Below are 20,386 nucleotides of genomic sequence, written 5' to 3'. Positions count from 1 at the left end.
AAATAATGAAATGACAGGGAAAAAACGTAGGAATATAAACATTGTTTTTATGTACTTTTCTAACTAATTTTCTTTTTATTTCTTAAAACGGGTATTTAATTTCAATTGTTATTGTAACCATAATAGTGTATTACACATAGTATAAACCATATAGTGTATGTCATATAGTATATGAAATTGAGGTGGGTGAATGAGTACTTTACTGAATTCATTAACGACAGAGCTTAGGAGAGGAACGCTGACATTAGCCGTTTTAAGTCAATTACGAACACCCCAATATGGATATTCACTTGTTCAGTTATTGGAGGAATCCGGCATTAACATTGATCAAAGCACCTTATATCCATTGCTTCGTCGTTTAGAAAAACAGGAGTTAGTAACAAGCAGTTGGGATACATCTGAGAGCAGGCCCCGTAAGTATTATGTTTTAAGTGAATACGGTCTAGAAATCTTTTTGCAGTTAAAAAAAGAATGGATTAAAAATTCGAAAGAACTTTATGGTTTATTAAAAGGGGAGAAGGAAGATGAATTTGATTGAGGTTTATATACAAGAAGTCACTCGCAGGCTGCCTGAAAAAAATCGTGAGGATATTGCACTCGAGTTACGGTCAACCATTGAGGATATGCTGCCTGATGATTACAGTGAGAAAGATGTAAATGTAGTTCTTGAAAAATTAGGGAATCCAGCAGCGTTAGCTAGTGGATATCGAGATCAACCAATGCACCTAATTGGACCGCGCTACTTTGATGTATATGTCTCGTTATTGAAAATGATTTTACCAATTGCTGGTGTCATTGCATTGATCTCGATGATTGCCGAATATTTTATTAGTTTTGGGGAAGACGGGGCTGTTATTAATATTGTTCTCACCATTATGGGTAAAGGAATATGGAAAATAATTGAAGTTGGTATTCAAGTCTTTTTCTGGGTAACACTCGTTTTCGTCATTATAGAACGAGCAGATAAAGGAAAAGATCAGCATCCATTATCAGCAAGTTTTAAAAAATGGACAGCTGATGATTTGAAAAACATCCCTTATATTCCTAAGAAAAAAGCAATTAGAAAGTGTGAAGTATTTGGAAGTTTAATGTGGACAGCGATTTGGGCAACTCTTTATTTTTATGCGAATCACCTTGTAGGTGTATATGAAAGTAGAGGAGATGGACTTGAATTTGTGATTCCAGCTTTAAATCAGGAAGTTTTACTACGTTATTGGCCAATCGTTCTCGTTATCATCGCACTCGAACTTGGATTAGCTCTCTACAAATTAATCAAAGGGCAATGGACGAAAAAAATGGCAATCTTTAATACTGCTCTCGAGCTTGTCTCAACCACTGTATTCATTGTCATATTAAGCAATCCGAATTTAATGCATCAAGAATTTATTACGTATATGAGTGGTTTATTTAACATAACAGCTATGCAATTTAATACATGGATAGTTGGAAGCATAATAATCATATTTATTTTATCCGCGGCATTCAATGTGTTCGATGGATTTCGTAAGGCTAGAATCCGTTAATTCTTATGTTTATTAAAGTGGGGGGATGTTAAATAAGTACGCACCGGTATTAACAGTCTTTGATCTTCCACAATACCATCTAATTAAATCATATTAGTTATTCAAGAAAAGGGCGCAATTGTGGAGGGAATACAGGTAGAAAATGATCAAACTTTTTTATAAAAACCAAACTTAAATCTGCTGGAGAAGAATCCATTTTGAGCAATCTTTTTTCAAAATGGATTCTTTTTATTTAAAATTTGGGTTTACGAGGTATTTTTGATCAAACTTTATTTCAAAGCAACAAAATTCTGTTTATCGAAGGCAGAAAAGCCTGCTGATAATCTCCTTTATTTTTTGGAGGGTTCGTTATTTTTTGTTAGGTTTGCCCATTTGCCGCTTTAAAGGGTCATTAGACCACTCACTTTCATGGACTCTTGAAACAATGAGGGAGGAGTCATCCACCCAAGTAAACCCCATTTCTGCGAAGTTTGGAGGTGTAAGGCTTAATGTATGATAAGCAGGAAGTTCTGTCACTTTCATATCCTTATTCTTAAAACCAAATACGTTCCTGCCTCCCACATTTCCCTGAACTCAAAATTAATTAATGGATTGATCTCGTGTTTTTTTCTAGAAGATCCAAAAATCTCCGATAAAGAATTTCTAGTTTTTTGTTTATCAGGTCTTATCAGTAGTGAACTTCCCTTCTACTCTGATAAAATGAGATAGAAAATTCAAAAAAGGAGGATTTTTCAAATGTATGATATCGCGATAATTGGAGCTGGACCAGCCGGCGGAAGTGCAGCACTTTTTGCTGCAAAGGCCGGGAAAAAGATTTTACTGTTGGACAGTGATCAAAGCGTCACAAAGAGAGCATGGATTGAAAACCATTACGGGGTGGAAGAAATCACTGGCGTCGATCTCGTCGAAACCGGAAAGAAACAGGCCAAAAAGTTTGGAGCTGAGCTGGTACAAACCAAAACGGTCAATTTCGAAAAGGCAAATGAAGGCTTCAAAATTGAAACGGAAAATGGTGAATTTGAAGCAAAGCATATTATTCTAGCGACAGGCATGTTAGCTGACTTAGCCGAAAAAGCCGGCGTCAATACCAAACCAGGTACAGAACCAAGAATCAAGACAATCATTAACTGCGATGCTGCAGGTAAAACGAATATTGAAGGTATCTGGGCTGCCGGAACCTGTGCCGGTGTCAGTATGCATACAATCATCACCGCAGGAGACGGAGCAAAAGTAGCCATCAATATTATCAGCGAACTGAATGGCGAACGCTATGTTGATCATGATATTTTGAAAAAATAAAGTATGCAGACGGAGAGCAACAATCTGCCCTCCGTTTTCCCCTGAATTATCCTTTTTTCTTTCCGATATACAGCAAGTGCGAAGAGATTCCAAGTATAGAAGGGTCTGCTGCGTGTTCAAGAATTAGCTTTTTGACTTTCGATAGTTCTATTTCTCCACGATCCCGCCAATAATCCCACTTCTCATTTGTTAGAATGGCGCCTACATTTGACCCTATCAATTCTAAATTTTCAAATCCTTTTGACTCCATAAATGGACGTATGTCCTCTATATTAAAATAATAAGCTCCCGTAAATCGGCCTTTTTCAGCATGATTAAAAATCCCTGACTTTGAAAACTGGCTAATTGCGTCCATGGAATTATTCGGCCTCCATGCTTCCGGGAAATAAGTGAAGATAGAATATGCCTGGTCCGGGACATGAAGGCGACAAAAACGATTCCATCTTTTTTTGTTACTCTATGCAATTCCTCAACCGCTTGAATACGGTCATTTTCTGATTGCAGATGGTATAAAGGACCAAGCATTAATGCAGTATCAAATTTATAGCGTTTTCAATTTCACATGTTGGATTTGCAGCCTAAAGGCTAAAGCCTATCTTTTTCCCTGCACAATCGCTACAATATATATGAAGATTCTGGCAAAGGAGATTGATTTTATGAGTAACTTTCAAGCAAATTTAGAAAAGTATGCCGAGCTTGCTGTAAAGGTTGGAGTGAATATCCAAGAAGGGCAAACGCTTGTTGTTAATACTACTTTGGAGGGCGCTGAGCTTGTCAGGCTAATTACCAGAAAAGCTTATGAAATCGGAGCCCGCAATGTGATCGTTAACTGGACTGATGACACCGTCAACCGTACAAAATACGAATTGGCTCCAGATGAAGCCTTTACGGAATACCCAGAACATCGTGCCAAGGAAATAATTGAGTTAGCTGAAAACGGTGCTGCTTTCATGTCCGTTATCTCATCCAGCCCCGACCTTCTCAAAGGTATAAATCCTGAACGGATCGCCAACTTCCAAAAGGCTGCTGGAACTGCCCTTAAGCAATATCGTAAGTACATCCAGTCAGATAAGGTCAGCTGGACCATTGTTGCTGTTCCATCCCAAGCATGGGCCGATATGGTATTCCCTGATACGCCTCAAGAGGAAAGAGTACATAAACTGTGGGATGCCATTTTTAAAGCGACGCGAACAGACTTGGAAAATCCGGTTACAGCTTGGAAACAGCACGACGAAACGCTTCATGAAAAAGTGGACTACTTAAATGACAAACGCTATAAAAAACTTCATTATAAAGCGCCAGGAACCGACTTGACCATTGAGCTTCCACAAAAACATCTATGGGTCGGGGCTGGCAGCATCAACGAAAAAGGACATGAATTCATGGCAAACATGCCTACAGAAGAAGTGTTCACGGTGCCTTTGAAAACCGGAGTAAACGGAACAGTTTCCAGCACTAAGCCGCTTAGCTATGGCGGCAATATCATCGACCGTTTTTCGATAAACTTTGAAGAAGGCCGAATTGTCAATGTGAAGGCAGAGGAAGGCGAAGCCATTTTAAAACAGTTGGTCGATACCGACGAAGGCTCCCATTATCTTGGCGAAGTTGCCCTCGTTCCGTTTAACTCACCTATTTCACAATCGAATGTCTTATTCTTTAACACATTGTTTGATGAAAATGCTTCTAATCATTTGGCGATCGGCAGCTCCTACGCCTTCTGCATTGAAGGCGGCAAAAAAATGTCGTCTGAAGAACTGGCCAAAAACGGGCTAAACGAAAGCCTTACCCACGTTGATTTCATGATCGGTTCCGCTGAAATGGATATCGACGGCATCACAGAAGATGGAAGTGCTGAACCTGTCTTCCGTAAAGGGGATTGGGCGTTTTAATGCTTGACTGCATCTCCGTAGGGAGCTGTTTAGAAATTGATAAAAAATTAACAGACCAAACCGCAATAACGGGTTGGTCTGTTTTGTTGGTATAGTTACTTCCAGGAAGTAACTATATGAGTTGAAATAACCAGTTCCTATTTTGGTTAAAGTTTTGTCGTCTGTTTTTCTGTTATGGCGTCTCTTTTATCGTTTTAGTGTCTGTTTTTCTATATAATTTTAGCCTTTATTTAATACTTCCCAGTTTATCTATTCTGCTGCTCCGTTATATATTCATAAACTAGTTCTCCGATTTTAGCAATCATTTGCCGGCCTTCTTCCTCTGAGGAGAGTCCATCTGTCAGCACGGCAGCATAAGCCGTTTTTTCCCCGTATGTAATGATTGCACAATCATGGGTAACACCCGGCAGACTTCCTGTTTTGTTTGCTACAGAAACCTTCTCAAGGTCCATTCTTGCCGGAAGTTTGTCGGTAAACTGCTGCTTTTTCATGATGGTCAATATTCGTTGTTTGCTTTCTGCCGTTAAAAGTGTTCCTTCATTGATCGCTTTTAGAGAGGCAAGCACATCGGCTGCGGTGGTGTAATTGTCCCTGCCTTCTTCAATTGCCTTAGAGTCCATCATTTTCCGATTCAGCACCGTTTTATCCATACCTAATTCCTTCAGACATCCGTTAATCTGATCCTGTCCGAGCAGGCTGATCAATAGGTTAGTCGCCGTATTATCCGACACAACGATCATTAATGTCAAAATGTCTTCAATCGTCATAAATACCTTGTCCGACATAGCATGGATCACCCCTGATCCGCCTACCCTTTCTTGCAGCGGTATCGTAACAGGCTGGTTTAAATAGATTTGTCTTTCTTCACTCTGGCGAAAGGTTTCTATTAAAATAGGAATCTTGATGAGGCTGGCAGACGGAAAAATGTCTTCGCTTTTCTGTTCGATCATTTGATCATCCATTTCAATCTTAAAAGCAATCCTGCCGTCAAACGGCTCAAGCAACTGTTTTATCGAGTCATTTAAAGCAATCCATTTCATCTCATTCTTCCCTTCTATTTGGATACTGCAAGCCTTGAGAGAACTCCATGGTCACCCGTCAGCTTTTTATTATACAGATGGCAGGCAACGAAGTGACTTTCTTCAACTTCCTGCCATTTCGGTTTATAGATAGCGCATGCCTCCATCGCATATGGGCATCTGGTTCTGAATACGCAGCCGCTTGGCGGGTTTATTGGGCTTGGCAGCTCACCTTTCAAGATGATGCGCTCGCGCCGGTCCTCTACATCCGGGTCAGGAATGGGAATCGCTGATAATAACGCTTGTGTATATGGATGGAGCGGATTTTTATATAGACTCTTGCTTGCCGTCAGCTCGACGATATGGCCCAAATACATAACTGCGATACGATCGCTGATTTGTTTTACCATTGAAAGGTCGTGGGCGATGAATAGATATGTCAGCCCTTTTTCCTTTTGCAGTCGTTTTAATAGGTTGACGACCTGGGCCTGTACAGATACATCAAGCGCGGAAATCGGCTCATCAGCAATGATAAAGTCTGGATTTAATGCAAGCGCACGGGCAATTCCGATCCGCTGCCTCTGTCCCCCTGAGAATTCATGTGGATATCTGTTCGCATGATCACGGTTTAAACCTACATCCTCCAACAATTGATAAACCCGCTCAAGTCTTTCCTGTTTATTCGGATATAACCGATGTACTTCCATCGGTTCCGAAATGATTTCGCGGACTGTCGAACGCGGGTTTAATGAGGCATACGGATCCTGGAAAATCATCTGCATGCTGCGGTGATAGTCAAATTTCTCTTTCGGATTCATCTCATGGACGTTTAGACCGTTATAAATGACCTCTCCGCCGCTTTGGTCATATAAGCCAATAATCGTCCGGCCTGCAGTGGACTTTCCACAACCGGATTCACCTACAATACCAAATGTTTCACCTTTGTATATGTGAAAAGAAATCCCATCCATTGCTTTAAGAGTTTCATTTTTGCCAAGAGGAAAATGCTTCTTCAAATCATTGACTTCTAATAGAGCTTCCTTTTCCATAGTTTATTCCTCCGTCTCCCGCCAGTAACGGCTTGCAGCGCAAAGCTCTTTTTCATAAATAGTGCCTGCCAATGGTAAAATCTCGATATTTTTCCCCGTTTTTGGTGAATGCAAAAGCTTCCCGTCTCCATAGTAAATGCCGACATGATGAATGTTTCCTTTTCCTTCTTCATGTGCAAAAAATAATAAATCGCCTGGCTGTTTGGCATCCGGCTCAACCCTAAAACCTGCTTCCGCCTGATCTCCGGCATCTCGCGGAATGATGTATCCGTTTGCGCGGTACATCATATAACTGAATCCCGAACAGTCAAAGCCATAAGAACTCATGCCGCCCCATACATACGGAAGGCCGAGAAATTTTTCTCCTGCAGAGATAATGTCCTTACCGTTCCCCTTTGCCCTGCCATAATAGGATGAAAAAACTGCGACGTCTTGCCTCATTAAAAATCCCGTTCCGGTTGGTAATTTCACCTTCACCCTGTCAGATTGTTCTTCTAAAACAGGCAGGGTGGTTTGATAGCTGAGTTCGAATAAAATCTTGTCACTTTCTGAATAAAGCATGGCTTTTTTGCTGTTCACTGTTGTAACTTTTCCTTGTTTAATATTCCAGTCATCATTTGCAGCAAGCTGCACTTTAGGAAGCCACCCAGGGTATCCTCTTTTATCCTTCCCTGAAGGTTGTTCAGGGACAACAATCTGTACCCAGCCATTTTTCTCAGCGGTGATAATTACTTCCTGGCCAAATAACACTTGTGACTGGACAAGATTTGCATTGCAGAGCTCCAGACAAGTTTCATAAGTTAATCTACTTAGCCAGGAATCTATTTTAACCGGATTTGAAATTGCAGCTTCATCAATTGTCCTGGGTGATTCATATGATGTCCATACTGTTGCCAGCGGAACGTTCACTATCATTTTATAATGGGCCGCCAACTGAAGCTCCCCCTTCTATATCTACGTGGCCAAGTCCTAATCCATGCCCCTCTGGAAGAGTTATTTTCCTCCCATTATACGTTATGCCGCCTTCCACGATTTCCTTTGCCAGCATAAGCGGCGCATCAAAATCAAACCGGGTAATATTTTTTTTGCTTGCCGCAAAATGAGCGGCTGCCGTAATTCCTAGACGTGTCTCAATCATGCTTCCAACCATGCATTCCACCCCGCAGACCTCAGCAAGACTGTTAATGATCTGAGCCTGATAAATGCCCCCTGCCTTCATTAATTTAATGTTGATCAAATCTGCACTTCTCGTTTGTAAAACCTCGAAGGCCTGTTTTGGCGTGAAAATACTTTCATCGGCCATAATTGGCGTTTCCACCGAATCAGTTACTTGTTTTAGCCCTTTAATATCATCTGCTTTGACAGGCTGCTCGACCAATTCGATCTCTAAGCCACTGTCCTCCATCTTCCGGATTGCACGTACAGCATCCTTAGGCTTCCAGCCCTGATTCGCATCCAAACGGATTTTCACATCATTGCCAACCCGTCTTCTAATCTCCCGGATTCTTTCGATATCTGTTGAAATATCTTTACCTACTTTTACTTTCAGGACATTAAACCCTCGCTTCATATATGATTCGGCGTCCTCACCCATTTCCTGAGGGCTGTTTACACTGACCGTATAATCTGTTTCGAGCTCCTTTTTATGCCCGCCAAGGAATTGATATAACGGCAGTCTGCAATGCTGGGCCAGACAGTCGTAAATGGCCATGTCAAATGCTGCTTTTGCACTGGAATTTCCCACTAATGCTGTTTTCATTTCCTGGAAAATCGTTTCGTAGCTTAGCAGGCTTTTGTGAAGCAGAGCCGGCTTCAAGACATCGCGAATGGCAGATTCGATGCTTAGCAGGCTATCCCCTGTTATGACCACGGTCGGCGGAGCCTCACCCCATCCGCTAATGCCATTATCACATGTGATTTTCACAAAAATGGATTCTGCCGTATGAACGGTTCGAAGTGCTGTTTTGAACGGTTTAATAAGCGGTACCGCTGTCCGGAAAGTTTCTATTTTGTCTATCTTCATTCAATTCACCCTTTATGCAGGCCCAAGTTTGCTACGACGCTTAGTGCCCATTTTTCACTTTATGTAGATTTGAGGAACAGTGGCCAACCTTGAAATCCATCAATACTACGGCTTGTATGTACATTTCAGATATTGGCCGGGAACTTCCTAGGATGTCCAAACCAATTTTTAAATCAACATGATTTGTTTTCATTCAAAAGGGGATGTTCAATCGAACATCCCCTTTCCAGATAAACGATTGTTTTGCGGACCCTTTGATACATACTCGATGAGGGTGAGCAAGTCATTTCCACACCCTGAAAATTATTATTTCTTATCTGCCCATTTAAGCTCCATATAACCAACCGGATGGCGGACAATGCTGCTGACATTCTCATTTTGCAATTGTACATGGTTATAGAAGTGAATCGGAATGATTGGCATTTCATTAAATAGAATCTTTTCAGCTTCGTACATCTTTTCAAATCGTTTTTCTTCATTCGCTTCATTTTTTGCTTCTTTGATCAATTGATCGTATTTCGCATTGCTCCAGCCGGTGCGGTTCATGGAATGACCTTTTTGGAAGTTTTCCAGGAAGTTGATAGGGTCTGCATAATCAGCAAGGAATGAACTGCGGGACAATTGAAATTTCAATGCTTTTTGTTCTGTCGCAAATGCATTGGCTTCCATATTCGCCAGCTTCACATCAACATCCAGGTTCTTTTTGAACATTTGTTGAAGAGCTTCAGCGATTTTTTTGTGTATATCATCTGTACTGTAGGTTAATGTTACTTGCGGCAGTTCTTTATAGCCTTCCTCTTCCATTCCTTTTTTCAGAAGTGCTTTTGCTTGCTCTGCATCTGTTTTGATCAGGTCTCCATTTGTTTCCCGGAAGTCTTTCCCGGATGGATCCTTGAAGCCGTATGATACAAAGCCGTATGCCGGTTTTTCCTGCCTCTTCGTTACGAAATCAACGAGTTGCTTTTGATCAACAGCCATTGCAAATGCTTTACGGATATTGACATTTTGGAAAGGCTCTTTATTTACATTGAAGCGGTAGAAATATTCACCGGCCTGGTCTTCTACTAAAACTTTTCCCTCTTTAAAGAGTTTTTCGCTCAGGTCCGCAGGGACATCTGAAGCATCAAGATCCCCTTTTTGGAACATTTGAGATTGAGTATTTGTGTCATCGATGATTGCCCAGTGGACCTTATCGAGCTTCACATTTTTTTCATCCCAATATGTATCGTTCTTTTCCATTAGAATGTGATCGTCATGCGCCCATTCGGCCAATTTGAACGGACCGTTTCCAACAAAAGAATCAGCTTCTGCAAACCATTTCGGATTTTCCTTTGCGACCTTCTCATTGATTGGGAAGAACGCCGGATTGGCGATAACGCTAAGGAAATATTCCTGCGGGCTTATTAACGTTGCTTCAAACGTTTTTGTATCAACAGCTTTGATTTGGACATCATCGGCTTTTCCTTTACCTGTGTTGAAAGCTTCACCGCCTTCAATAAAATAACCTAAAAATGCTGCAGAAGAACCGGTGTCAGGGTCTAGCATCCGTTTCCAGGCATAAACAAAATCATTGGCCGTTACATCATCGCCATTGGACCATTTCGCACTATCACGAATATGGAATGTATATGTTTTTCCATCTTCTGATACTTCCCATTTCTCTGCCATAGCAGCTTCCGGTTCATGGTTTTTGCTTAAGCGTGTCAACCCTTCCATGATATTATTCAAAGGATCCCAGGAAACGGCATCAAAGCCGATTGGCGGGTCAAATGAAGTGGGTTCCGTATTATTCTTTAAATGAAGGATCTTTTCTTCTTTCCCCTTACCGGTGCCCGTCTTTTCGCTGCTTGTTTCGTTGGTAGCCGTACAGGCAGCAAGTACAAATACCAAAATAGATGCCATTGCCAATGTAACTAGCTTTTTCATCTTCTTCCCCCTCTTTTTATAATTAACCTATCAATCGGCTCCAAGTGCCAATAGGCACCTTGATTCCTTAACGATAGCCCCTTTTTCTATGAAGCTATCACTATTTCACAGCAAGAAGCCTTTTTGCCCTTTCATCCTGCAGCCAGCAATCTACATGATGCTCACGGTTCATGATTGTCTTAAACGGATAAACACGGTCACATACCTCCATTGCATAATCACATCGCGCCGCAAACGGGCAGCCTATCGGCGGCGAGAACAAATCAGGAGGCGAACCGGCAATCGATATCAGCTCCGCTTCCTCTCTATCGAGACGGGGGACGGAATTTAGAAGCCCTTTTGTATAGGGATGCTGTGGCTTATAGAATATATCCCTTCTATTTCCGGCTTCGACAATTTTACCAGCGTACATAACTGCGATACGGTCAGCTACCTGGGCGACAACGCCTAAATCGTGCGTAATCAAAATAATCGATACCCCGGTTTTTTCCTGGATCGCTTTGAACAGCTCGAGGATTTGTGCCTGAATGGTTACATCAAGGGCTGTGGTCGGCTCGTCAGCAATTAACACCTCGGGTTCACAGACGAGTGCCATTGCAATCACAATTCTTTGGCGCATTCCACCGCTGAATTGATGCGGGTACTGCTTAAGACGTGATTCCGGGCCCGGAATGCCTACTAAATGCAAGATATCAATCGTTTTTTGCTTCGCTTCCAGGCGCGATAGCTTTTCATGCTGGATAATTCCCTCGATAATCTGTTCATCAACCGTCATAGTAGGGTTCAATGCAGTCATTGGATCCTGAAAGATCATCGATATGTCCGCACCGCGTATTTTCCTAAGCTCTGGTTCTTTTAATTTTGTTAAATCCCTGCCCTTAAACAGAATCTCTCCTCCGGTAATCTTTCCGGGCGGGGTTGGTATTAGCCCCATAATGCTTTGAGAAGTAACGCTTTTGCCACAGCCTGATTCGCCTACGATCGCAAGCGTTTCACCTTTATTTAATGCAAAACTAACTCCGCGGACAGCCTTTACTTCTCCCCCGTATGTAGTGAATGAAACATAAAGGTCTTTCACTTCAAGTACTTTTTTCATGATGTTTTTTTACCTCCTTAGCTTCGGATCAAGGGCATCCTGCAATCCATCTCCCAAAACGTTAAAGGCAAACATCGTTGCCGAAATAAAGAACGCAGGGAAAAATAGACGCCACCAATAACCTGATAGAATGGTAGACAGGCCATCATTGGCCATCATTCCCCAGCTTGTATGAGGTGGCTGAATTCCTAGTCCCAGGAAACTCAAAAATGCTTCAGCGAAAATGGCGGTAGGAACAGTCAGCGTTAGCTGGACAATGATTGGACCCATTGTATTGGGCAAGAGGTTCTTCCTAAGAATACGCCCCGTTTTGGTCCCGAACGTCTTTGAGGCAAGTACAAATTCATAGTTTTTAATTTGCAGGACTTGTCCCCTGACAATCCGCGCCATTCCGATCCAGCCTGTAACAGACAGTGCAACGATGATTGTTGATAATCCCGGGCCCAACACAACCATTAACAGGATGACTACAAGCAGGTATGGCAGTCCGTAAAGAATTTCAACAATACGCATCATAAGATTATCAGTCCTGCCGCCTTTGTAGCCGGCAATGCCACCATAAATAACCCCGATTATGAAATCAATCAGCGCTGCAGCCGCACCGACAAACAAGGAAACACGGGCCCCGTGCCACGTTCTCGTAAAAACATCTCGGCCCAGTTCGTCGGTACCGAACCAGTATTCGCTTGAAGGCGGCAGATTTTGCCTTGTCAGCTCCTGATCGAGCGTATGCGGCGAAAGAAGCGGTCCGATAATAGCCATAAACACAAGCAAAACCAGGAAAACCAATCCTCCCATTGCCAGTTTATTCTTTAGAAGCCGCCGCCATGAATCCTGCCAGTATGATAGGCTCGGCCTTACAACAGCTTCGGCTTCATTACGATCCTTAGGCTTAGGTACAAACCATTCATCCGGGACCTCCGGTGAAATATTCGATTCATGCTGTTTACGAAGCTCCACTATTTCCCCTCCTTCTTATGAAGCTTGATCCGCGGATCTAATATCCCGTACATAAGATCGACCAGAAAAAGCATCACAATCAATATCGTACTGTAGAATACAGTCGTACCCATGATAACCGGATAATCACGGTTGGAGATGCTGTCGACGAAGTATTTTCCCATCCCGGGAATCGCAAATATCTTTTCAATCACAAATGTCCCTGTCAAGATGCTCGCAGCCAATGTCCCCAGCACGGTCACCACTGGCAAAAGGGCGTTCCGCAGCGCGTGCTTCACAACAATCTTAAATGGTGATAGACCTTTTGCCTTTGCTGTCCGGATGTAATCCTGTGTCAAAACTTCCAGCATGCTTGTCCGGGTGAGGCGTGCGATAATCGCCATCGGTCCTGTTGCAAGAGCTAATATCGGCAAGACCATGTGCATGGAGCTTGACCAGGTTGCGACCGGAAAAATCGGCCACTTTACTGCTAATTGCTGAATCAGCAATGTTGCCATTACGAAGTTTGGAACCGATATCCCAACAACGGCAATTGTCATTGCAAGATAATCAATAATCCCATTATGACGGAGTGATGCTACCACCCCCAGAATAATTCCGGAAGTAATGGCAACAAGCAATGTCCACAGCCCAAGTTCAAAGGAAATCGGGAAACCCCTTCCAAGCATATCGTTGACATCTTGAGAGGAATTTTTGATCGAGGGTCCAAAGTCCAGGGTGAGCAGTGATTTTAAATAGCTTCCATATTGGACTAGAAGCGGTTCATCCAAATGGTAAAAAGCCTCCAGATTTTTTTGCACGGCTTCACTAGTCGTTCTTTCTTGATTAAAAGGTGAGCCTGGAAGCGAATGCATCAGAAAAAAGGTAAGCGTGACGATGAGCCATAATGTGACAACCATGGCGGTGAGACGCTTAATAATATATGTATTCATTTCCGCACTCCCTAACAGAATGTAGTTCTCATGGCAAGCTCCGTAATGACAAGCATCGCCTGGTAAGCTTCCAAAATATCCTTTGCCTGATACTGAACAATGGTAGAGTCAGGCAGCAATTCTGTTCCCGGCATCAAATTGGCCCACTCAGCCTCGCCATAGTTCGTAAATTCAATTCTTAGCAAAGGAGAGTCAGGCGGGGTAAGCGGTTTCATTTTATCTATATTCTTTAAGGCGATCGCTGTTTTTTCCTGAACTGTCATAATCCTTCGGGAACGTTCGTAATTGTGCTTCCCTGAATCGACGTGCGTATGATCAACCAGTCCCGTGATACCCTCCATATCCACTGAGATATATAATTTCATGATGAACCCCTTTTTTGTAAAGTAGTTAATTTTCTTAAAATTATAAATTATAATACCATTATTTTCAATCTATATTTTTTCCGAAAAATGGGTAATTCGGATGATACTTTACATATAAAATTTATCGCCTTATCAAAATAGAAACTATCATATTTTTAGGAAACTGTATGCTACAAAAAATAAGCCCTATAATAAATAAAAGTCGCAATGGTGGAAAGAATCGTGTAAATGATTGCTGTGTAAAAAGGAAGTGATGGATTAAACCTGCTTTTTTCTTGATCCACCTTAATACCCGTTTGCCCCTGAATCTGTAGACGTGCGATATCGGATGTAAATCCACCTGGTGATGTGAAGAAATTAATAAAAATTACCGAACATAACCCAACGAAGAACGAAGCATCGACGAATTTTACCTCCATGAATAATGTGCAAAGATAATTAATGACTCCAATAACAAGTATGGTGAACAAACAAACCAGTATCTTTTTCAAAATTATCCCTCCTTTTTTAACTGTATCATTATTACGTTTATACTTGAAAAAAGTTCAAAGTTAAAATTTACATATTGGAAATTTTATGCTTCTTTTATCCAAGAGTTCATCCCGTTTCAGCTTCATCCGAACGTAGTATGGGCCAACTTTTTTCAAAACCATCAGAAAAGGAGTAAACTATTTATAAAGATATTACTTCCAAAGGAGTTTTTATAGTGCAACTCAGTGTTCTCGATCAATCTCCCATTTCAAAAGGTTCGGATGCACATGCCGCCTTGCAGCAGACATTGCAATTGGCAATGACAACCGAACAGCTTGGGTTTACCCGCTTCTGGGTGGCCGAGCATCATAATACAAACGGACTTGCTAGTTCATCTCCGGAAATCCTAATTTCACATATCGCATCACACACAAAAACAATTCGGGTTGGATCTGGAGGAGTGCTTCTACCGCAATACAGCCCTTATAAGGTCGCGGAGAATTTCAAAACGCTTGAAGCGTTGTTTCCGGGTCGCATTGATCTTGGGATTGGCCGTTCGCCCGGCGGAGCCACTGCTACACGGTTGGCTCTAACGGATTCGATCAGAAAAAGTATGAATGAATTTCCACGCCAGCTAAAAGATTTACAAGGATTCTTACATGATTCACTGCCTGCAGGCCACCCCTTTGAAGAGGTGATGGCCGCTCCTCTGTCTGATACGCAGCCTGAGATGTGGCTGCTTGGGATTTCTCATCGCGGTGCCCGTGTTGCTGCAGAAAATGGAACTTCGTTTACGTATGGGCATTTTATTTCACCAGGTGAGGGGCGAAGGGCTGCAGAAGAATATTTCACAAAATTCCAGCCGTCTCTTTCGCTTTCTCAGCCGAAAATGAATGTTTGTATTTTTGTGGTGTGTGCGGAGACTCAGGAAGAAGCAGAGGAATTGGCGGTAAGCCAGGACATTTGGTTGTTAAATGTTGGAAAGGGGAAAGATACACAAATTCCATCAGTGTCAGAGACAAAAGAGGTTCCCCTTAGCGATGAGGATAAACGAATCATCAGGAATAACCGCCGCAGGGCGATTATCGGCACTCCAGAAAAGGTAAAGGAAGAGCTGCTGCTTCTAAAAGAAGTTTATGGAACAGATGAATTTATGATTATTACAAACATTTATGATTTCGAGGCGAAACTTCGATCCTACCATCTGCTGGCTGATGCTTTTAAGCTAAACAAAAAGGGGTAAATCTCATCTGAGATTTACCCCTTTTTGTTTAGCTGCCCTTTATCTGGGCAATGATCCCTTGTTCATCGTCGAGGACAAGCTGAATTCCGGAGTAGGGATTCATGTGGAGTTGCTGATCCAGCCATCCGCGAAGGGCTTCAATTAAATTCTGTGTGATCAACACCTGTTTTCTATCGGCGACATATACCTCAGCCGAAAAGCCGTAATCATCGTCATACATCAATTCGACTTCAACTTCTTGGGGCTTGACTTGTTTTTTCTCTGCAATATATATGCAGACTGCATTGATAATATCCTGTTCAGGAATTGTTAACGTCTCCACTGATTATTTTCCTGTTCTTTGCGCTTATTCTTCAGCATTTTGAAAATGCCGCGAATAAGTTGAATAATCACAACGACAGCAAGTAAATTGATCAGAAAACCTATAACCGCACCAAAAGCACCCATGTTGCCTAACAGACCGCCCAACAGCATTCCGGCAATACCGCCAAATAGAATACCGCGCATTAATCCGCCTCTCTTGTTGACAGACTTGGTAAAACTACTGTTAGACTTATTTGAGAAGGTATTATTTTGCTGTTTATTGCTTTGGCTAGGGCTTGATGGGTTCGTATTAAAGCTTCCTTTTCCAGATTTATAGGATTTTGCGCTTGCGACATTGTCATGTCCTGCGTTGAACACAAAGCTTCCCACTGGAGTAAAGGCAATCGATAAGGAAAGGATTGCTGCAAATAATTTTTTCATCATAATAGTTGGTTCCCCCAATTTTGTAGTGTTTTTTCCAGATGTCTACCATAACAGATTTCATCAGGAAATGCTTGTATGGTCTCCCACATTATCTGTATACGAATTAACTGGTAAAAGGTTTCGTTTTTTTACTATATTTTGTTCTGCCATTCTTTACTACGATTCTTTGGGAAAAAAACTAAACAGAAAGTCAGTCCCCTAACATTATTTTAACACAAAAGCGAAAGACAGGGAAGTCTCCCTGCCTTCATCTTACTCTATTAAATTCGGACAACGCGTCCGTTGAATACCCCTTTCCAATACCCGTTTGTCATACTGACAATCGCTACGCCCGTTGAGCTTTGGGAACCGATAAATTTACCTCCGCCAACGTAAATGCCCACATGGCCATCTTTTTTATACGTATCAAAGAATACGAGATCTCCAGGCTGGATTTGGCTGTAGGAAATCTGGCTTCCTGCATTCTTAAGTGCATCTGTATGTGCTGGAAGGCTGATGCCAGCCTGAGAATACGCCCAGGCAACGAATCCGGAACAGTCAAACCTGCCATTTGCGATATCAGATGCTGTCCTTCCGCCGCCAAAAACGTAAACGGAATTTCCGATATACTTATTGCCAGCAGAAATGGCAACTGATTTATTACCAGTTCCCTTGTGGGAAACTGCTGCAGGTGTATTCTTTACCGTTTTCTTTGGAGTAGTATTTGAGCTTTTCTTTGAACTAGCATTCGAGTCTTTCTTTGAGTTTTCATTTGAACCAGCATTCGAGCTTTTCTTTGAACTAGCATTCGAGTCTTTCTTTGAGTTTTCATTTGAACCAGCATTTGAACTTTTATCTAAACTATTGGTTGAAGTATTGCTGGCAACCATTGTAGGTATTTCTTCTGATTTGACAGCTTGGCTGCTTTCATTTGAAGCAGCGGCTTTGATTTTAGCTGCCCGTTCCTCTGCTGTCTTAATGTCAGCAAGGCGCTGTTCCTCTGCAAGCATATCCTGTTGAAGGGCTTTTTCCTCAGAAGCAAGGCCTGCGTCCTTTTCTTGAAGATCAGCCTTTAAGGCAGCAGCCAGTTTTTCCTTATTTACAAGTTCTTTTTTTAGCCCATCGGCCTGATTTTTTTGCTCATTGATTTGAGCCATCATGCCTTCAAGTTCTACTTTATAATCTGTTAGATCCCTCAGCTTCTTTTCAACAGCTGCTTTTTTTGTTCCCAACTCTTTTTTATCGGCTTCATGCTGCTCAAGGATTCCGCGGTCTGCTTCGACAATAGTAGCAACAGCACCAACACGGTCAACAAAATCCCGGAAATCTGAAGAACCAAGCAGCACTTCAAGATAGCTTACATCTCCACCGCTTTCCTGGAAAGAAAGGGCACGCTCTTTCAAAACTTCATTGCGCTTCGCAATCCTGTCTTCTAAGATACTTACTTCCTTTTTTAAGCCTTCTACATCTGACTGTGTATCGTCGATCTTCACTTCTGTTTCATCAATTTTGGAATGATTATCCTTGATAGCCTGTCCTATCCGGTTAATTTGGGCATTCAGCTGAGCCTGCTTCTCTTGAAGGTAAACCATTTCCTTGTCGGCAACTTGAATGTTTTTCTGAATTCCCGAACGCTGTCCATCAATGTTTTCTTTTTGGTTTTGTAAATTGCTGATAGATTCTGCTTTGACTGCAGGTATCGCAAAAATACTTCCAACACCCAGCATAAAAGTGGTATTTAGCGCGATTAGCTTCTTTTTCAACACTCTCAATTCCCCTGCTTTCTCCCCTAGCCAAACTCTGTATCTATCAATTTCCAGATGATAAATCCACGTCCAAATACAGCAATTCGACAATGATATTTAGTTTTTTATATAACTTTTCAGTGTAATAGATTTATGTATGATGAAGATTCTGGCTCGATAAATTTAATAACAACTAAACAAATTTACAAATAAAATCTACTTTTTGACTAAAAGCAGTATAACATCAAAGTTTGTCAAAATTGTTATAGGGATATTACATTTATGTTTCAAGCGTTACAATAAACTACAAATTCCTCATTTTTTTGCACTTTCTACTGGTACTTGTTGTAAATAAGCTAGCCATGGGGTTTTTTTATAAAAAGGCTTTGTTCATGAATTCTGTCGATATTCAATTAAATCAAACAAACGTTCTACAATATATAAAAAGAACGCTTTTTTGAAGGGTTTGAAATGACGTTAAGAGTAATAGTGGTGGTTCTTCAAAATTTCGTGGCATTAGTCACGAACAAGTTAATTGCAAGAGACCGTCAAAAATCTACTTATTCAGGAGTTCTTGGTAGAGGTCGAATTGTGAAAACCCAATTAGATAATGCTATTGTGTCTAAATTAGCATCGGACAATACACTTTATACCGATGCTTGGAGGTCTTTTTCGACCTATGCCAAAAGCAAAGGATTGGTACATTATCGTTTTAAATCAGATGGTGTAGAACGTGCCAAAGGGCTGTATCACATTCAAAATGTTAATAATTATCACAGTCGTTTGAAAGGTTGGATGCAACGATTCAATGGTGGTTGCGACTAAATACCTTGCTAATTATTTGAATTGGTTTCAATCGATGGAAATTGGTTAGAGCTTTTGCAACGCCAGGTTTTCTTTCAGCTCGGCATCTCCCGTTAAATCGATGTCCATTTTTGTCTTGATGTGCTGAAGCACTTTAGATATTAAATCCGAATAAATTTGTTTCTCCTTTTGGCTATCTACACACTGGACTCCTAATAAGTGAATGGTTAGATATATCGTTTCAAGTTGAGAAACCGAAACAGAAAGTTGTGTTTCGATTTCCTTCACACAAGTTTGGATCAATTTATATTCGGGCGTTGCCTCTATATTATTAACGTCAAAGGAATACTCTTTAATCACATGCCCCTGCTGTATGCGTATAAGCATGATATAGACATGTACCATCAAATTTTCAAATTTACGATCCGACATAGTCAAATTTGCGTTTTGTAGTTGATTCCAGATTATCTCTTTTACAAAACTAAATGATACGACTTCCGATGATAAGTCACCAAATAATGAATTTCTAATAGTTTGCGGGTTATGGATATCGCGTTTGATACTATACTCGGCAAGACACTGCCTGTGGTTGTATTCGGATCCGATCACTTTCACGCCATAGTTAGGCCTCTTGTCTAATGAAAGATCATACGCCGAAAGAATACTTTTGACCTCACCCATCAATTGATTAACCGTTGTCCTGCTTTTAAACAACATGTCACATAGCTGATCCAACTTAATATAGTCATCCGAAAAAAGAAATAAAGACAAGATATAATCAACACGTGCATTGGGTGTTTCTCTTTCTATATAACCGCATGTTCTATCATGCAGGACTATACATTTTCTAAATTCGAATCTTTACGGATGGATTTATTGTCAGTTAGTCAGAATCAACTATACGTCCTTTTGTAAAATTTATAAAGGAATAAGTAGATTCAGATTTTGCAGGTCTTTGATTTTTTTGAAAAAGCAATTATGAAATGATTCATCTACCTAACATTTGAAAAAGGTCTTCTTTTATTGCATCTAAAACCTTGTTAGCTTTTTCTCGCTCCTCATAATTATCTCTCCAAATAAAATAGTCTGATAGACCTACTCTAGGTTGATTAAGAGTTTGGTAATTTTCTCTTAAATGACTAAGTAAGTTTTTTTCATCATTTTCGCCATTTGTATTGTCTATATAGTCATTAACTAAATTTAATGAATAATCTACTTGTTTAATAATATATAAACTATCGCTGTCATTTTCATTTTTTAAAAGCTTTAATAACTGCTGAAATAAGTCTCTTAACTTTAGAATATTTTCATTCATT

20 protein-coding genes and 3 pseudogenes are annotated in these 20,386 nt (G+C 41.1%); 6 read left to right on the top strand and 17 right to left on the bottom strand.

The genetic code is table 11. The features are described 5' to 3' along the window. Positions 1 to 190: 190 nt before the first annotated feature. From ELQ35_RS07540 to ELQ35_RS07525, 3 genes are all read left to right on the top strand, one after another. Entirely contained in the window at positions 191 to 538 is a 348-nt protein-coding gene (locus tag ELQ35_RS07540; RefSeq protein WP_126864213.1) for a PadR family transcriptional regulator, read from the top strand. Beyond that, a complete protein-coding gene (locus ELQ35_RS07535; protein WP_126864212.1) occupies positions 525 to 1,523 on the top strand; it encodes an HAAS signaling domain-containing protein in 999 nt (332 codons plus the stop codon). Before ELQ35_RS07540 ends, ELQ35_RS07535 begins: the two co-directional genes overlap by 14 nt. A 735-nt stretch (positions 1,524 to 2,258) precedes the next feature. Continuing rightward, positions 2,259 to 2,822 (top strand): FAD-dependent oxidoreductase, encoded by a 564-nt coding sequence (locus tag ELQ35_RS07525; protein WP_126864211.1) that lies wholly within the window; start codon positions 2,259 to 2,261, stop codon positions 2,820 to 2,822. Between the two features lie 46 nt (positions 2,823 to 2,868). Here the strand turns inward: ELQ35_RS07525 and ELQ35_RS07520 are convergent, their stop codons facing one another. Further along, on the bottom strand, positions 2,869 to 3,177 hold the full coding sequence (locus tag ELQ35_RS07520; protein WP_126864210.1) for a hypothetical protein: 309 nt from the start codon (positions 3,175 to 3,177) through the stop codon (positions 2,869 to 2,871). A gap of 301 nt (positions 3,178 to 3,478) precedes the next feature. Between ELQ35_RS07520 and ELQ35_RS07515 the strand changes: the two genes are divergently transcribed. Continuing rightward, entirely contained in the window at positions 3,479 to 4,711 is a 1,233-nt protein-coding gene (locus ELQ35_RS07515) for an aminopeptidase (protein WP_126864209.1), read from the top strand. Positions 4,712 to 4,956: 245 nt separating this feature from the next. Here the strand turns inward: ELQ35_RS07515 and ELQ35_RS07510 are convergent, their stop codons facing one another. From ELQ35_RS07510 to ELQ35_RS07465, 11 genes and pseudogenes are all read right to left on the bottom strand, one after another. Continuing rightward, positions 4,957 to 5,751 carry a serine hydrolase gene (locus tag ELQ35_RS07510; protein WP_126864208.1) on the bottom strand — a complete coding sequence of 265 codons (795 nt, stop codon included), beginning with the start codon at positions 5,749 to 5,751 and terminating at the stop codon, positions 4,957 to 4,959. 14 nt (positions 5,752 to 5,765) lie between these two features. Then, positions 5,766 to 6,779 (bottom strand): ABC transporter ATP-binding protein, encoded by a 1,014-nt coding sequence (locus ELQ35_RS07505; RefSeq protein ID WP_126864207.1) that lies wholly within the window; start codon positions 6,777 to 6,779, stop codon positions 5,766 to 5,768. A gap of 3 nt (positions 6,780 to 6,782) precedes the next feature. Then, positions 6,783 to 7,712: a C40 family peptidase gene (locus ELQ35_RS07500; protein WP_126864206.1), complete on the bottom strand. Its 930-nt coding sequence runs from the start codon at positions 7,710 to 7,712 to the stop codon at positions 6,783 to 6,785. After that, complete coding sequence (locus ELQ35_RS07495; protein WP_126864205.1) at positions 7,696 to 8,802, bottom strand: dipeptide epimerase; 1,107 nt, start codon at positions 8,800 to 8,802, stop codon at positions 7,696 to 7,698. Before ELQ35_RS07495 ends, ELQ35_RS07500 begins: the two co-directional genes overlap by 17 nt. A 306-nt stretch (positions 8,803 to 9,108) precedes the next feature. After that, positions 9,109 to 10,728, bottom strand: coding sequence for a peptide ABC transporter substrate-binding protein (locus tag ELQ35_RS07490; RefSeq protein ID WP_126864204.1), 1,620 nt, complete (start codon positions 10,726 to 10,728; stop codon positions 9,109 to 9,111). Positions 10,729 to 10,828: 100 nt separating this feature from the next. Next, entirely contained in the window at positions 10,829 to 11,824 is a 996-nt protein-coding gene (locus ELQ35_RS07485; protein WP_126864203.1) for an ABC transporter ATP-binding protein, read from the bottom strand. A 9-nt stretch (positions 11,825 to 11,833) separates the two neighbouring features. Then, entirely contained in the window at positions 11,834 to 12,784 is a 951-nt protein-coding gene (locus ELQ35_RS07480) for an ABC transporter permease (protein WP_126864202.1), read from the bottom strand. After that, complete coding sequence (locus tag ELQ35_RS07475) at positions 12,784 to 13,716, bottom strand: ABC transporter permease (RefSeq protein ID WP_126864201.1); 933 nt, start codon at positions 13,714 to 13,716, stop codon at positions 12,784 to 12,786. Before ELQ35_RS07475 ends, ELQ35_RS07480 begins: the two co-directional genes overlap by 1 nt. An 11-nt stretch (positions 13,717 to 13,727) precedes the next feature. After that, positions 13,728 to 13,967 (bottom strand): annotated as a pseudogene (locus ELQ35_RS07470) (M55 family metallopeptidase); the annotation flags it as partial. A gap of 15 nt (positions 13,968 to 13,982) precedes the next feature. Next, positions 13,983 to 14,081: pseudogene (locus ELQ35_RS23715) on the bottom strand (M55 family metallopeptidase); the annotation flags it as partial. 170 nt (positions 14,082 to 14,251) lie between these two features. Then, complete coding sequence (locus ELQ35_RS07465; protein WP_126864199.1) at positions 14,252 to 14,572, bottom strand: hypothetical protein; 321 nt, start codon at positions 14,570 to 14,572, stop codon at positions 14,252 to 14,254. 212 nt (positions 14,573 to 14,784) lie between these two features. On the opposite strand from ELQ35_RS07465, the gene ELQ35_RS07460 reads away from it, so the two are divergent. After that, on the top strand, positions 14,785 to 15,795 hold the full coding sequence (locus ELQ35_RS07460; protein ID WP_281278114.1) for an LLM class flavin-dependent oxidoreductase: 1,011 nt from the start codon (positions 14,785 to 14,787) through the stop codon (positions 15,793 to 15,795). A 28-nt stretch (positions 15,796 to 15,823) separates the two neighbouring features. Here ELQ35_RS07460 and ELQ35_RS07455 read toward each other — a convergent pair whose 3' ends face one another. From ELQ35_RS07455 to ELQ35_RS07445, 3 genes are all read right to left on the bottom strand, one after another. Then, complete coding sequence (locus tag ELQ35_RS07455) at positions 15,824 to 16,117, bottom strand: YxcD family protein (RefSeq protein WP_126864197.1); 294 nt, start codon at positions 16,115 to 16,117, stop codon at positions 15,824 to 15,826. After that, positions 16,105 to 16,542 carry a hypothetical protein gene (locus tag ELQ35_RS07450; protein WP_126864196.1) on the bottom strand — a complete coding sequence of 146 codons (438 nt, stop codon included), beginning with the start codon at positions 16,540 to 16,542 and terminating at the stop codon, positions 16,105 to 16,107. The genes ELQ35_RS07455 and ELQ35_RS07450 overlap by 13 nt, the downstream gene beginning before the upstream one ends. Before the next feature lie 260 nt (positions 16,543 to 16,802). Then, on the bottom strand, positions 16,803 to 18,284 hold the full coding sequence (locus ELQ35_RS07445; protein ID WP_126864195.1) for a C40 family peptidase: 1,482 nt from the start codon (positions 18,282 to 18,284) through the stop codon (positions 16,803 to 16,805). Between the two features lie 473 nt (positions 18,285 to 18,757). On the opposite strand from ELQ35_RS07445, the pseudogene ELQ35_RS07440 reads away from it, so the two are divergent. Continuing rightward, a pseudogene (locus ELQ35_RS07440) lies at positions 18,758 to 19,131 on the top strand (IS1595 family transposase); the annotation flags it as partial. A gap of 5 nt (positions 19,132 to 19,136) precedes the next feature. Here the strand turns inward: ELQ35_RS07440 and ELQ35_RS07435 are convergent. Next, positions 19,137 to 19,880, bottom strand: a complete 744-nt coding sequence (locus ELQ35_RS07435) for a BglG family transcription antiterminator (RefSeq protein WP_281278113.1) — start codon at positions 19,878 to 19,880, stop codon at positions 19,137 to 19,139. A 178-nt stretch (positions 19,881 to 20,058) separates the two neighbouring features. Then, positions 20,059 to 20,385, bottom strand: coding sequence for a hypothetical protein (locus ELQ35_RS07430; protein WP_126864193.1), 327 nt, complete (start codon positions 20,383 to 20,385; stop codon positions 20,059 to 20,061). Position 20,386: the final 1 nt, after the last annotated feature.

The organism is Peribacillus cavernae (assembly GCF_003989135.1).
GTDB lineage: Bacteria > Bacillota > Bacilli > Bacillales > DSM-1321 > Peribacillus > Peribacillus cavernae.
This window is presented reverse-complemented; position numbering and strand designations above follow the sequence as displayed.

Excerpts from the sequence above, each read along its gene's own strand:
- ELQ35_RS07540 (WP_126864213.1), top strand. The coding sequence starts at position 191 with ATGAGTACTTTACTGAATTCATTAACGACAGAGCTTAGGAGAGGAACG.
- ELQ35_RS07535 (WP_126864212.1), top strand. The coding sequence starts at position 525 with ATGAATTTGATTGAGGTTTATATACAAGAAGTCACTCGCAGGCTGCCT.
- ELQ35_RS07525 (WP_126864211.1), top strand. The coding sequence starts at position 2,259 with ATGTATGATATCGCGATAATTGGAGCTGGACCAGCCGGCGGAAGTGCA.
- ELQ35_RS07520 (WP_126864210.1), bottom strand. The coding sequence starts at position 3,177 with ATGGACGCAATTAGCCAGTTTTCAAAGTCAGGGATTTTTAATCATGCT.
- ELQ35_RS07515 (WP_126864209.1), top strand. The coding sequence starts at position 3,479 with ATGAGTAACTTTCAAGCAAATTTAGAAAAGTATGCCGAGCTTGCTGTA.
- ELQ35_RS07510 (WP_126864208.1), bottom strand. The coding sequence starts at position 5,751 with ATGAAATGGATTGCTTTAAATGACTCGATAAAACAGTTGCTTGAGCCG.
- ELQ35_RS07505 (WP_126864207.1), bottom strand. The coding sequence starts at position 6,779 with ATGGAAAAGGAAGCTCTATTAGAAGTCAATGATTTGAAGAAGCATTTT.
- ELQ35_RS07495 (WP_126864205.1), bottom strand. The coding sequence starts at position 8,802 with ATGAAGATAGACAAAATAGAAACTTTCCGGACAGCGGTACCGCTTATT.
- ELQ35_RS07490 (WP_126864204.1), bottom strand. The coding sequence starts at position 10,728 with ATGAAAAAGCTAGTTACATTGGCAATGGCATCTATTTTGGTATTTGTA.
- ELQ35_RS07485 (WP_126864203.1), bottom strand. The coding sequence starts at position 11,824 with ATGAAAAAAGTACTTGAAGTGAAAGACCTTTATGTTTCATTCACTACA.
- ELQ35_RS07475 (WP_126864201.1), bottom strand. The coding sequence starts at position 13,716 with ATGAATACATATATTATTAAGCGTCTCACCGCCATGGTTGTCACATTA.
- ELQ35_RS07450 (WP_126864196.1), bottom strand. The coding sequence starts at position 16,542 with ATGATGAAAAAATTATTTGCAGCAATCCTTTCCTTATCGATTGCCTTT.
- ELQ35_RS07430 (WP_126864193.1), bottom strand. The coding sequence starts at position 20,385 with ATGAATGAAAATATTCTAAAGTTAAGAGACTTATTTCAGCAGTTATTA.